Source organism: Amycolatopsis kentuckyensis (genome assembly GCF_002155975.1).
Classification (GTDB): domain Bacteria; phylum Actinomycetota; class Actinomycetes; order Mycobacteriales; family Pseudonocardiaceae; genus Amycolatopsis; species Amycolatopsis kentuckyensis.
This window is the reverse complement of sequence record NZ_MUMI01000094.1, coordinates 71,708-83,547: the sequence shown is the minus strand read 5'-3', so window position 1 is coordinate 83,547 and position 11,840 is coordinate 71,708. Positions and strand designations below refer to the sequence as shown.

Sequence of the window (11,840 nt, the reverse complement as noted above, 5' to 3'; positions counted from 1 at the left end):
CGCGGCCCCGGCCGGCGGTGGCGGTGGCTGCTGTGGCGGCGGCTGCTGCGGCTGAGCAGGCTCAGAGCGCCTTCAGCGCCTGCTCCAGGTCGGCCCACAGGTCCTCGACGTCCTCGAGACCGGCGGACAGCCGGATCAGCTGGTCGGAGACGCCGGCGCCGCGGCGGTCGCCCTCGTCGACGATCCGGTGGCTGATCGAGCCCGGGTGCTGGATCAGGGTGTCGACGCTGCCCAGGCTGACGGCCGGCGTGATCAGCCGGACGGCGCCGATCAGGGCGTGCGGGTCGCCGTCGACCTCGAACGCCACCAGCGGGCCACCGATCCGCGGGTAGTGGACGGCGGTCACGGCCGCGTGTTCACCGAGCCGTGCCGCGAGGGTCGCCGCGGTGGCCGATGCCGCGTTGACACGCAGCGGCAGCGTGGAAAGCCCGCGCAGCAACAGGTATCCGGCGAGCGGGTGGAGCACGCCGCCGGTCGCGAAGCGGATTTGGCGCAGCCGGGCGGCTTCCGACGCGTCGCACGCGACGATCCCGCCCATCACGTCGCCGTGGCCGCCGAGGAACTTCGTCGCGCTGTGCAGCACGATCCGCGCGCCGTGGTGGCCCGGGCGCTGGAGCACCGGGGTCGCGAACGTGTTGTCCACCAGGAGCGGCACCTCTCCGCAAGCGCGGGCCAGCTCGGCGATGTCGGCCTCGGCGAGGGTCGGGTTCGCCGGCGTCTCGACGAACACCAGCCCGGTGTCCGGCCGCAGCGCGGCGGCGACGGCGCCGGGCGCGGCCCAGGTGACCTCCGTGCCGAGCAGCCCGGACTCGAGCAGGTGGTCGCTGCAGCCGTACAGCGGGCGCACCGCGACGACGTGCCGTTTCCCCTGCGCCACCGCGGAAAGCAGGCAGGCCGAGACGGCGGCCATGCCGCTGGCGAACGCCACACCGTGGTCGAAACCCTCGAGCTCGGCGAGCGCCCGCTCGAACCGCTCGACGGTCGGGTTGCCCACCCGGCCGTAGATCGGCGGGCCGTCGAGCTCGGCGCCGGCGGCGAAGGCGTCGATCCGGGCGGCTTCGGCGGCACTGTCGCGGGACGGGTAGGTCGTGGACAGGTCGAGCGGAGCGGCGTGCACGCCGAGGTCCGTGAGGTCGTCACGGCCGGCGTGGACGGCTCGCGTGCGCAGCGAGGAAGTCATGGCAGCATGGTCGAGCTTTCCCCGGACCAGGAGCAACACTCTCGGATATCATTCGGCGATGTCCGCTTCCGTCGAACTGAGTCCGGTGGATCTCGAAATCCTGCGCCTGCTGCAGAACGATGCCCGGATCACCAACAAGGACCTGGCCGCCGCGGTCGGCATCGCGCCGTCGACGTGCCTGGACCGCGTCGCCCGGCTGCGGGACACCGGCGTGATCACCGGGCAGCACGCGTCGGTCGACGCGGCGAAGCTCGGGCGGCCGCTGGAGGCGTTCCTGTTCGTCCAGGTCCGCCCGCACCGGCGGCCGCTGGTGGACCCGTTCATCGAGCACCTGCTCTCCTTGCCGGAGGTGCGCGCGGTCTACCACCTGACCGGGCCGGACGACTTCCTCGCGCACGTCGCGACCAGCTCCGCCGGGGAGCTGCAGCGGCTGGTCCTCGACGAGCTGACCGCGCGGGACGAGGTCGCCCGCGTCCACACCAACCTGGTGTTCCAGCACTGGAGCGGCGGCCCGCTGCTGCCGCCGGGCGCTTGATCTCAGAGGCTCTTGAGCCAGCGGCGGGTCTCGCGCGGGGTCGTCAGCCGGACGACGGCCGGGCCGGGCGGCTCGGCGGCCCAGGCCCGGATGCGGGCCCGCTTGTTCGCGAACGACCTGAAGTGCCAGCGGATGATCGAGTCGGCGGAAAACACCTGGCGCAGCGACTCGACGTTCCCGTTGCAGATCCGCTTGCGCGTCACCGTCCGCACCAGCGTCCGGCGCACCAGGCGGCCCAGCGAAAGCCAGCGCGGGTAGTCGAGGCCCACGACCAGCTGGGCGCGCGGCAGGACGAGGTCCTGCCACTTGCTGTAGACGGCGTCGAGGACCCAGCGCTCCTGCGCGCACACCTCGGCGACCCGGCGGCGCTGTTCCTCGTCGGGAGTGCCGACCCAGCCCGGCTGCCAGCCGATGTCGTCCGCGGCGTAGTAGGGCAGGCCGGTCCGCTCGGCGATCCGGGCCGCGAGCGTCGACTTGCCCGAGCCGGTCACCCCGACGATGACGATGCGGTCAGGCCTCGAGGTCACGGGCGGGCTCCCGCGGTCCGCGGTAGGGCAGGGTCTGGCTGTAGACGAGGTTCGTGGTCGTGCTGCCGAACTGGCACAGCTCGTCGACCGTGCGCTCGAGGTGGGCCATCGAGGCGGCGGCGATCTTGAGCGTGTAGCAGTCGTCGCCGGTGGTGCGCAGGCATTCGAGGATCTCGGACCGCTCGGCGAGCAGCTTGTGCAGCGGCTCGTGGCGGCTGCCCGGGTACTTGAGCCGGACCACGGCGAGCACCGGGTAACCGACCTTGCCCAGGTCGATTTCCGCGCGGTAGCCGCTGATCACGCCGGTGGTCTCGAGCCGCCGGAGGCGTTCGGTCGCCGCGGACGCGCTGAGGTTCACGCGGCGGCCGAGCTCGGTGAGCGGCAGCCGGGCGTCGCGCTGGAGCTCGGTGAGGATGGCCCAATCCGTCGCATCGAGACTCTCGGTCATCCGCCGAACATACCGTGAGATCCACGGCCGAACGGGCCGAACGCCGTGATCATTGCCTTCCGGATTCGGGCAAAACGTCGATAGCCTTTCCCGGTGAAGATCGGCGTGAACGTCCCCAACTTCGGGCCCGGCACGAACCCGGGTGTCCTGCGTGCCTGGGCGCAGACGGTCGAAGGCCTCGGCTACGACCTGCTGATGGTGTCCGACCACGTCGCCATCACGCCGGACGTCGCCGGGCAGTACCCGGCGCCGTTCTACGAGCCGTTCACGACGTTGTCGTGGCTGGCCGGGGTGACGCAGCGGGTGCGGCTGGGCACCACGGTGCTCGTGGTGCCGTACCGGCATCCCCTGCTGGTGGCGCGGATGGCGGCGAACCTCGACGAGCTCAGCGGCGGTGGCCGGCTCGTGCTCGGCGCCGGGATCGGCTGGGCGAAGCAGGAGTTCGAGGCACTGGGCGTGCCGTTCGAGCAGCGCGGCAGGCTCACCACCGAGCACCTGCGGGCGATCCGCGCCGCGTGGGCCGAGCGCGACGACTACCGCGCGGGGCAGATCCCGCTGTGGCTCGGCGGGCACAGCGACGCCGGGTTGCGCCGGGCGGTGGAGCTCGGCGACGCGTGGCACCCGCTGCGGCTGACGATGGCCGGGTTCCGGGAAACACTGGGGCGCCTGGAAAAACTGGCCGGCGACCGGCCGGTGCCCGCCTTCGCGCCGCGGATCCTGTTGCGGGTGACGGCGGCGCCGGTGGCCGGGCCCGATCGACGTGCCGGCGAAGGCACGCTCGAGCAGGTCATCGACGACCTGGTGCAGTTGCGGGCGATGGGGGCGGACACCGTCGTGCTCGACCCGTTCGACTCGGACCCGGCCGAAACGCTGCGCCCGGAGGTGGCGTGGCGTGATCTCGCGGCCGTGGCCGCATCCTGGAGGGAGACCCTGTGAAGGACACCGAAGAAGCCCTGCTGCGGCGGGCGATCGAGCTCGCCCGCGAGGCGCGCGAGGAACACGGCAACCCGCCGTTCGGCTCCCTGCTGGCCGACGCCGACGGGAAGATCCTGGTCGAGGACCGCAACACCTCGCTGACCGACAACGACATCACGGCCCACCCGGAACTGAAGCTGGCCCGCTGGGCGGCGCAAAACCTCGACCCGGAAACCGCGGCGACCACGACGATGTTCACCAGCACGCAGCCGTGCGGGATGTGCACCGGCGCGATCGAACGGTCCGGGCTCGGCCGCGTCGTCTACGCGCTGTCGACGGAGCAGTTCCTCACGCTGCGGCCGCCGCTCACGTGGGGCAAGCACAAGATGGAGGGCCCCGCCCTGTTCGACGAGGCCCGCGTGCCGGTCGAGGGCTACTACAAGTGACGAGTTACCAGGTGCGCCCGGTGGCGCGCATCGAGTCGCCCCTGACGGACCGCGCGACGGCTCCGAAGCAGGGCGACGAGGGCGCGCCACCGTCCCGGGTGGTGTTCCTCCCGGAGTTCACCCCGGCGGCGGTCGACCTCCGGCCGGGCGACCGCCTGGTCCTCCTGACGTGGCTGCACGAGGCGGACCGCGACGTCCAGGCGGTCCACCCCCGCGGCGACCGCGATCGCCCAAGCACCGGCGTGTTCTCGACGCGCTCGCCGGACCGCCCGAATCCGATCGGCCTCCACCTGGTCACGGTGACGGCGGTCGACGGCGGCACGCTGACGGTCGCGGGCCTGGAGGCCATCGACGGCACCCCGGTGCTCGACGTCAAGCCGGTCCTCGGCGAGGTGGCCGAGCGCTGATCAGTAGTCCTTGAATCCCTTCCCGGTCTTCCGGCCCAGCCGGCCGGCCGTCACGAGGTGCTCCAGCAGCGGCGCCGGCGCGAAACCCTCCTCGCGGAACTCGTTGTACAGCGTGCGCTGGATGGCCAGGGACACGTCGAGGCCGACGACGTCCAGCAGTTCGAACGGGCCCATCGGCAGGCCGCAGCCGACCTTCATGGCCGTGTCGATGTCGTCCGCGCCCGCGTAGTGGGCCTCCAGCATCTTCACCGCGTCGTTCAGGTACGGGAACAGCAGCGCGTTGACGATGAAACCCGCGCGGTCGCCGCAGTGCACCGCGTGCTTGCCCACCGCCGCGCAGACCGCGCTCGCCGTCGCCACGACGTCCGGGGCGGTCGCGATCGTCGACACCACCTCGACCAGCTTCATCACCGGGGCCGGGTTGAAGAAGTGGAGGCCGACCACGTCGGACGGCCGGGACGTGGCGGCCGCGCACTCGATCACCGGCAGCGAGGACGTCGTCGTCGCCAGGACCGCGCCGGGGCGGACCACCTCGTCCAGCGCCGCGAACACCGCCTGCTTGACCGACAGCTCCTCGGCCACCGCCTCGACGACCAGGTCGACGTCGGCCAGCGCCTCGAAGTCGGTGACCGGGGTGATGCGGGCCAACGCCGACGCGGCGTCCTCTTCGGACAGTTTGCCCTTGACCACGGCCTTGTCGAGCGACTTCTTGACGCGAGCCACCGACGCCTGCGCCTTCTCCAGGCTCCGGGCGCGCAGCACGACGTCGAGGCCGCGCTTGGCGAACACCTCCGCGATGCCGGTGGCCATCGTGCCCGTCCCGACCACGCCCACCCGGGCCACCGGGCGCGGCGGCACAGCCTCCACTGTGGACACTACGCCGGACGAGACCACGTTGGGCGAGTCCGGGGCGTCGTAGGTGTAGAAGCCCCGGCCGGTCTTGCGGCCCAGCAGGCCCGCCGTGATCATCTGCTTGAGCAGCGGCGCGGGCGCGTGCAGGCGGTTGCGGGACTGGTGGTACATCGTGTCGAGGATTTCGTTCGCGGTGTCCAGCCCGATCAGGTCGAGCAGCGCGAGCGGGCCCATCGGGTAGCCGCAGCCGAAGCGCATCGCGGCGTCGAGGTCCTCGCGCGTCGCGTAGCGCTGCTCGTACATCCGCACCGCGTGGTTGAGGTAGCCGAACAGCAGCGCGTTGGCGATGAAGCCGGCCCGGTCGCCGATCACCACCGGCACCTTGCCGAGCCGCTCGGCGAACTCGACGACCTCGGCGACCACGTCCGGCTCGGTCACCACGGTCTTGACGATCTCGACGAGCTTCTGCACCGGCGCCGGGTTGAAGAAGTGCATGCCGACGACCTTGCCGGGCCGTGCGGTGTGCACGCCGATCTCGGTGATCGACAACGACGACGTGTTGGACGCGAAGACCACTTCGGGCCGGGTGATCTTGTCCAGCTCGGCGAAGACGTCGGCCTTCAGCTCGAGGCTCTCCGGGATCGCCTCGACCACCAGGTCCACTTCGGACAGGTCCGACAGCGACGTGCTGTAGCGGATCCGGCCCAGCAGCGCCTCGCGCCCGGGCGCGTCCAGCTTGCCGCCGGAGAGCGCCCGTTCGGTGGAGTGCTCGAGGTGGCCGCGGCCGCGGGCGACGCCGGCTTCGTCCAGCTCGACCGTGACGACGTCGAGCCCGCTGCGCGCCAGCACTTCGGCGATGCCGGCCCCCATGGTGCCCAGGCCGACCACACCGACCGTCGAAATGTCCCGCGCCATCGAGGCCTCCAGAGATGTTACTCGCTGGTAATTGGCCTCGATACTGCCACGCGCCACCGCCGGAGCCCAGACGGAATCGAGTCAGTACCGCTCAAGTCACCCGGTCGGCGACGGTGGCTTCACTCCCCGAAATTGCCGTCCACCAGCTCTTTCGCCTTCTCCAGCGCGGCCGAAGCCTGGGGCCCGCTCGCCCGGACGCGGATCCGGTCGCCCTGGCGTGCGCCGAGCGACATCAGGGCCAGGACGCTGTGGCCGTCGGCCTCCTGGTCGCCGAGCCGCACGGTCACCTCGGCGTCGAACTCGCTGAGCGTGCGCACCAGCACCGCGGCGGGCCGGGCGTGCAACCCGACCTCGTTGTGCAGCTCCAGCTCGACTTCGGCGGCGTCGGCCGGCGCCTCCTCGGCGGGCTCCAGGTCCTCGGGGATACCGGCCGCCGCGGCGGCCTCGGCCACCGCCTTGCGGTCCTGCCCGGCCTGCGCCGCGACCGCCGCCGCGATCGCGCCCTCGACCAGCGGGCCGTCCGCGACGATCGCGGCCGAAGGGTCGGCCAGCGACTCGACGGCGAGCTCGGCCGTCATCTGGGCGCTGCCCAGGTCGTAGAGGAGCACGACGCCGTCGCCGGAATCGGCGCGCTGGGTGGCGGCGACGACCTCGTCGTAGTCCGTGCCGATCGAGCCGTCGGAGAGGCCACCGGCGGGACGGATGGTGACGTCCGGCGCCATCTGGGCGGCCAGCTCGGCCAGGCCTTCGGCGAGCTTCGCACTGTGCGACACGAGCACGATTCCCACGCTCACCGGGCGGCCTCCGCGAACGCCCGCAGCAGCAGCGCCGACGACCGCGCGCCGGGGTCCATGTGGCCGACGGCCCGCTCGCCGAGGTAGGACGCCCGGCCCTTCCGCGGGACCAGGTCCACTGTGGACTGCGCACCGGTGTCGGCCGCGTCGGCCGCCGCGGTCAGCACCGCGGCGACGTCCCCGTCGCCCTCGGCCGCCTTCTCCGCGGCCGCCACCGCGGGGATCAGGGCGTCGACCATGGTCGCGTCGCCGCCCACGGCCTTGCCGCGGGCCTGGACGCCTTCGAGGCCGGCCCGCAGCGCGTCCAGCAGCGCCGGGACGTCGAGCTCTCCGGCCGGGCCCAGCTTGGCGGAGGCACGCAGGAAAGCCGTGCCGTACAACGGCCCCGCGGCCCCGCCGACCTTGGAGATCAACGTCGTTGCGACGAGCTTCAGCACGCCGCCCGGCGTGTCCGGAACCGCGGAATCGAGCGCCGCGACGACGGCCGTGAAGCCGCGGTTGAGGTTCTCGCCGTGGTCGCCGTCGCCGATCGCGCGGTCGAGGTCGATCAGTTCCACGCGGTGCTCGGCGACCACCGCCGCGGCGGCGCGCACGGCCGCCGCGACCCCCTCGGCGGTGCAGGCCATCAGAGCCCCCACCGCAGGGCCGCGGTGTTGACCGGGGCGTCCCACAGCTCGGTCAGCTCGTCGTCCAGTTTGAGCAACGTCAGGCTCATCCCCTGCATCTCGAGGCTGGTGATGTACGGGCCGACCAGCCGGCGTTCGACCACGATCCCACGGTCGGCCAGCAGCCGCTCGGCGATGCCGTGGGCCAGGTACAGCTCGACGAGCGGGGTGCCGCCCATCGAGTTGGTGAACAGCAGCACGCGGTCGCCCGAGGCGAACGGCAGGTCCGACACGACCGCCTCGACCATGCGCGCCACCAGCGCGTCGGCCGGCTCGGCCGGGAGCCGCTCGCGGCCGGGCTCGCCGTGGATGCCGATGCCGAACTCGATCTCGTTCTCGTCGAGGTCGAAGCTGGGGGTGCCGGCGTGCGGGACGGTCGGCGCGGTGAGCGCGACGCCGATCGACCGGACCTGGCCGATCACCTTCTGCGCCAGCGCGGTGACGGCGTCGAGCGAGTCGCCGCGCTCGGCGGCGGCGCCGGTGATCTTCTCCAGCAGCACCGTGCCGCCGACCCCGCGGCGGCCCGCGGTGTACGTCGAGTCCTTGACCGCGACGTCGTCGTCGATCACGACGCTGCGCACCTCGAGGTCCTCGGCGGCGGCCAGCTCGGCGGCCGTCTCGAAGTTCAGCACGTCGCCGGTGTAGTTCTTCACGATGAGCAGCGCGCCCGCGTCGCCGGTGGTCGCGGTGACCGCGGCCTGCACCGCGTCCGGCGTCGGCGAGGTGAACACCGCGCCGGGTACCGCCGCGGCGAGCATGCCGTGGCCGACGAAGCCGCCGTGCAGCGGCTCGTGCCCGGACCCGCCGCCGGAGATGACGGCGACCTTGCCCGCGACCGGCGCGTCGGCTCTGATCACGACGTCCGGGTCGTACTGGACGCGGAGGATGTCGGCGTGCGCGGCGGCGAGCCCCCGCAGCGACTCGGCGACCACGTTCGCCGGATCGTTGATGATCTTCTTCACGGCAGCCTCCGGCGCATCGGCGGGTGGGGTGCCCCCTTCCTACCTCTCCGCGCGGCCCGCCGCCAGATCAAGGTTTGGGGAGCTTGGTGACCACGTTCTTCGCGACGGTCACCGCCTTGCCGCACGGGTCGGTGTCGTTGTCCGCATAGCCCTGGTAGTCCACCTGGGCCAGTTCGACGTCGTCGCCCTGCCACGGCCGGTGCTGCCACTCGACCTTGCACCGCGCCGAACCCCCGGTCGCCTGCTTCTGGAAGCCGGTCACGCCGTTGCCGAGGTCCACCTTGGAATTGCCGTCGCCGACGAGCGGGGGCAGGCCCGGCCGGAACCCGACCGTCACCGCCGGTCCCCGGTCCTTCCACTCGCACGAGTGCAGGCCCGACGGCGCGGCCTTCGCCGACGGCACGACGGCAGTCACCGCCGCGGTGTCGGCCATCGCGCACGGATCGGCGGTCAGCACGGTGCCCGCGGGCGTCGAGTACTTCTCCGGCGAGTTGTGCAGCTTCTGGACGACGGCCTCGGCGAACGCCTGCCCGGGACGGCACGGGTCACCGGCGTAGGTGACCGACACCTCGAGCCCCACATCCGGGTTCAGCGCCGTCATCACGACGACGGTGCAGTCGGTGTCGCCGGTCTTGTTCACCCGCAGCGGCAGCCCGCCGGCCACCCCGGTCGTCTTGTCCGCCCGCGGCACGACGGTGCTGCCGATCTCGAGCTCGAGCCGGATCTCCTTGCCGCCGGGGTCCTTCACCTTGTTGCTGCAGGTGTCGAAGGCGATGGACGACGGCGACGGGTCGTCCTCGACCGTGCCGAGGCCCAGCGCACCCAGGGCGTCCTTGGTGAGGAACTGGCACGGCTGGATCGTGCGGAGCACGCCGGCCGCGACGGCGGCGTCGGTGATCGGGCCGTCGGCGACCTGGCCGGAGCCGGCCGCCGCGGGCACCGTCGTCCGGGCGAAGTTGGACTTGCCGAGGTCCGGCCCGCACGCCGTCAGCGGCAGCGCGAGCGCGGTGACCAGCAGGAACAGCTTCGGGAGACGGCGGTGCCGAACGTCTGGGAACACGCGATGCACGGTAGCGGCACCCGCGCGCCGCTGTCCGGACAACCCGGCTATTCGCCGGCCGCCGCCGGTGTGTCGCCCGTCTCCGCCTCGGGCTCGGCGGGCACGACGAGCGGCCGGACCAACGCCCAGGTGACGAACAGCGCCGCGACCACCAGCATGCCGATCCCGGCCCACAGGTTGATGTTGACGTCGGCCGCCTTCTTGATCTCCTCGTCGGAGGTGAAGCCGATGCCCATGACGGTGAGGATGACGCCGTAGACGCCGATCAGCAGGGCGATGATCAGCCGGATGTCGAAGGCGCCTGCCTTGTGTGCGCGCGGCTGCGACTCGGTAGCCATTCCGACCTCCTAGAAGATGGCGTTCAGGGCGATGGTCAGGACGAGCACGATGCCCGCGAGCAGGCCCGGCTTGCGGTACCAGCCCGCGTTCTCCCCGGTCGAGTCGTGCTGGCGGGTTTCCTTCGGCGTGAGCGAGTAGACGAGGCCCACCAGCTCTTCGTCCGGCTTCGGCTTGGTCGCCAGCGAGACGACGACGCTCACCACGATGTCGACCACGAAGGCGACACCGGCGGCCACGAAGCTGGTGCCCTGGCCCTCCAGCCCGATCACCCCGGCCTGCGACAGGCCCCAGATCGTGATGGCGGACGCCGTGCCGAGCACCAGGCCGCTCCAGCCGGCGTGCGGGGTCATCCGCTTCCAGAACATGCCCAGGATGAACGTGGCGAACAGCGGCGCGTTGAAGAAGGAGAACAGGTCCTGCAGGTAGTTCAGGATGTTGCCGGAGTTCGACGCGATGAAGGCGGTGCCGATCGCGAGGATCGTGCCGGCCGACGTCACGATGCGGCCCAGGTTCAGGTAGTAGTGGTCCGGCTTGTCCTTCTTCACGTACGTCTGCCAGATGTCGTACGTGAAGACCGTGTTGAACGAGCTCAGGTTCGCCGCCATACCGGCCATGAACGAGGCCAGCAGACCGGCGATGGCGATGCCGAGCATGCCGTTCGGCAGCAGGTCGCGCATCAGCAGCAGGAGCGCGTTGTTGAAGGTGACGCCGCTTTCGGCCTTGCCGCCGTCGAGCAGCACCTGCTTGTCCTTGACGTACTCGGACACGGTGACCGCGGCGATCATGCCGGGGATGATCACGATGAACGGGACCAGCATCTTCGGGAACGCGCCGATGATCGGCGTGCGCCGCGCGGCGGACATGCTCTTCGACGCCATCGCGCGCTGGACCTCGACGAAGTTCGTCGTCCAGTAGCCGAAGGAGAGCACGAACCCGAGGCCGAAGACGATGCCCAGCACCGAAAGCAGGCTGTTGCCGAAGCCGGTCAGGTTGTCACCGGGCCACGAGTGCAGCTGCGCGGTGCCGCCCGGGCTGTTGGTCACCTTGTCGACCAGGCCCTGCCAGCCGCCGACCTTGACCAGGCCGATGATCGTCAGCGGCACCAGCGCGATGACGATGACGAAGAACTGCAGGACCTCGTTGTAGATCGCGGCGGAGAGGCCGCCGAGCGCGGTGTAGGAGAGCACGATCGCGGCGGCGACGATGATCGACACCCACAGCGGCCAGCCCAGCAGCAGGTTCACCACGCTGGCCAGCAGGAAGAGGTTCGCGCCCGCGATGAGGATCTGGGCCGCGGCGAAGCTGACGCCGTTGACCAGGTGGGCCGGCTTGCCGAAGCGCCGCCGCATGAACTCCGGGACGCTGCGGACCTTGGAGCCGTAGTAGAAGGGCATCATCACGATGCCGAGGAACAGCATCGCCGGGATGGCGCCGATCCAGAAGTAGTGCACGGTCGGCAGGCCGTACTGGGCGCCGTTGGCCGACATGCCCATCACCTCGACCGCGCCGAGGTTCGCCGAAATGAACGCCAGGCCGGTGACCCAGGCGGGCAGCGACCGGCCCGACAGGAAGAAGTCGAGGCTGCTCGACACCTGCCGCCGCGCCAGGTACCCGATGCCGAGCACGAGAACGAAGTAGAACGCCAATTCGATGTAGTCGATCGCGCTCGCGTCGAGTCGCAGGTTCGCATCGGCTAGGACGAGCACCCGACCCACCTCCGGCTGTGCTTCTTGAAACAGTACGAGTCAAACAGGACAAGATCCGACAGGAATCACCAGTATCCCGTCGGATCCGG

14 protein-coding genes are annotated in these 11,840 nt (G+C 71.4%); 4 read left to right on the top strand and 10 right to left on the bottom strand.

The annotated features are described in order from the left end of the window. Positions 1-61: 61 nt before the first annotated feature. The gene (locus tag CCN39_RS10450; protein WP_086840756.1) at positions 62-1,180 is read right to left on the bottom strand and encodes a trans-sulfuration enzyme family protein; all 1,119 of its coding nucleotides are present in this window, start codon (positions 1,178-1,180) and stop codon (positions 62-64) included. Between the two features lie 58 nt (positions 1,181-1,238). Here CCN39_RS10450 and CCN39_RS10445 point away from each other — a divergent pair, with 58 nt between their 5' ends. Next, positions 1,239-1,715, top strand: a complete 477-nt coding sequence (locus CCN39_RS10445) for an Lrp/AsnC family transcriptional regulator (protein ID WP_086840754.1) — start codon at positions 1,239-1,241, stop codon at positions 1,713-1,715. 2 nt (positions 1,716-1,717) lie between these two features. Here CCN39_RS10445 and CCN39_RS10440 read toward each other — a convergent pair whose 3' ends face one another. Together CCN39_RS10440 and CCN39_RS10435 are read right to left on the bottom strand one after the other, a co-directional pair. Then, positions 1,718-2,242 (bottom strand): P-loop NTPase family protein, encoded by a 525-nt coding sequence (locus CCN39_RS10440; RefSeq protein ID WP_086840752.1) that lies wholly within the window; start codon positions 2,240-2,242, stop codon positions 1,718-1,720. After that, positions 2,226-2,690, bottom strand: coding sequence for an Lrp/AsnC family transcriptional regulator (locus tag CCN39_RS10435; RefSeq protein ID WP_086840750.1), 465 nt, complete (start codon positions 2,688-2,690; stop codon positions 2,226-2,228). The genes CCN39_RS10440 and CCN39_RS10435 overlap by 17 nt, the downstream gene beginning before the upstream one ends. 93 nt (positions 2,691-2,783) lie before the next feature. On the opposite strand from CCN39_RS10435, the gene CCN39_RS10430 reads away from it, so the two are divergent. Genes CCN39_RS10430 through tsaA form a run of 3 tightly spaced genes read left to right on the top strand, consistent with a single transcriptional unit; the run spans position 2,784 to position 4,458 of the window. Beyond that, positions 2,784-3,626, top strand: a complete 843-nt coding sequence (locus tag CCN39_RS10430) for a TIGR03619 family F420-dependent LLM class oxidoreductase (RefSeq protein WP_086840748.1) — start codon at positions 2,784-2,786, stop codon at positions 3,624-3,626. After that, positions 3,623-4,051 carry a nucleoside deaminase gene (locus CCN39_RS10425; RefSeq protein WP_086840746.1) on the top strand — a complete coding sequence of 143 codons (429 nt, stop codon included), beginning with the start codon at positions 3,623-3,625 and terminating at the stop codon, positions 4,049-4,051. Before CCN39_RS10430 ends, CCN39_RS10425 begins: the two co-directional genes overlap by 4 nt. An 11-nt stretch (positions 4,052-4,062) precedes the next feature. Next, entirely contained in the window at positions 4,063-4,458 is a 396-nt protein-coding gene (tsaA, locus tag CCN39_RS10420) for a tRNA (N6-threonylcarbamoyladenosine(37)-N6)-methyltransferase TrmO (RefSeq protein ID WP_086840763.1), read from the top strand. Here tsaA and CCN39_RS10415 read toward each other — a convergent pair whose 3' ends face one another. The 7 genes from CCN39_RS10415 to CCN39_RS10385 form a co-directional block, all read right to left on the bottom strand. Next, the gene (locus CCN39_RS10415; protein ID WP_086840744.1) at positions 4,459-6,225 is read right to left on the bottom strand and encodes a 3-hydroxyacyl-CoA dehydrogenase family protein; all 1,767 of its coding nucleotides are present in this window, start codon (positions 6,223-6,225) and stop codon (positions 4,459-4,461) included. A 119-nt stretch (positions 6,226-6,344) separates the two neighbouring features. Next, entirely contained in the window at positions 6,345-7,019 is a 675-nt protein-coding gene (gene dhaM / locus CCN39_RS10410; RefSeq protein WP_086840741.1) for a dihydroxyacetone kinase phosphoryl donor subunit DhaM, read from the bottom strand. Next, the gene (gene dhaL, locus CCN39_RS10405; protein WP_086840739.1) at positions 7,016-7,645 is read right to left on the bottom strand and encodes a dihydroxyacetone kinase subunit DhaL; all 630 of its coding nucleotides are present in this window, start codon (positions 7,643-7,645) and stop codon (positions 7,016-7,018) included. Before dhaL ends, dhaM begins: the two co-directional genes overlap by 4 nt. Next, a complete protein-coding gene (gene dhaK / locus CCN39_RS10400) occupies positions 7,645-8,646 on the bottom strand; it encodes a dihydroxyacetone kinase subunit DhaK (RefSeq protein ID WP_086840737.1) in 1,002 nt (333 codons plus the stop codon). The genes dhaL and dhaK overlap by 1 nt, the downstream gene beginning before the upstream one ends. Before the next feature lie 67 nt (positions 8,647-8,713). Next, a complete protein-coding gene (locus tag CCN39_RS10395) occupies positions 8,714-9,706 on the bottom strand; it encodes a DUF3558 domain-containing protein (protein WP_244210715.1) in 993 nt (330 codons plus the stop codon). Between the two features lie 47 nt (positions 9,707-9,753). Beyond that, positions 9,754-10,044, bottom strand: coding sequence for a hypothetical protein (locus tag CCN39_RS10390; protein WP_086840733.1), 291 nt, complete (start codon positions 10,042-10,044; stop codon positions 9,754-9,756). Between the two features lie 9 nt (positions 10,045-10,053). After that, positions 10,054-11,751 (bottom strand): sodium:solute symporter family protein, encoded by a 1,698-nt coding sequence (locus tag CCN39_RS10385; RefSeq protein WP_086840731.1) that lies wholly within the window; start codon positions 11,749-11,751, stop codon positions 10,054-10,056. Positions 11,752-11,840 lie beyond the last annotated feature (89 nt).

What these genes read in the sequence shown, in the direction of transcription:
- CCN39_RS10450 (WP_086840756.1), bottom strand. Translation starts at nt 1,180, where the DNA reads ATGACTTCCTCGCTGCGCACGCGAGCCGTCCACGCCGGCCGTGACGAC.
- CCN39_RS10445 (WP_086840754.1), top strand. Translation starts at nt 1,239, where the DNA reads ATGTCCGCTTCCGTCGAACTGAGTCCGGTGGATCTCGAAATCCTGCGC.
- CCN39_RS10435 (WP_086840750.1), bottom strand. Translation starts at nt 2,690, where the DNA reads ATGACCGAGAGTCTCGATGCGACGGATTGGGCCATCCTCACCGAGCTC.
- CCN39_RS10415 (WP_086840744.1), bottom strand. Translation starts at nt 6,225, where the DNA reads ATGGCGCGGGACATTTCGACGGTCGGTGTGGTCGGCCTGGGCACCATG.
- dhaL (WP_086840739.1), bottom strand. Translation starts at nt 7,645, where the DNA reads ATGGCCTGCACCGCCGAGGGGGTCGCGGCGGCCGTGCGCGCCGCCGCG.
- CCN39_RS10390 (WP_086840733.1), bottom strand. Translation starts at nt 10,044, where the DNA reads ATGGCTACCGAGTCGCAGCCGCGCGCACACAAGGCAGGCGCCTTCGAC.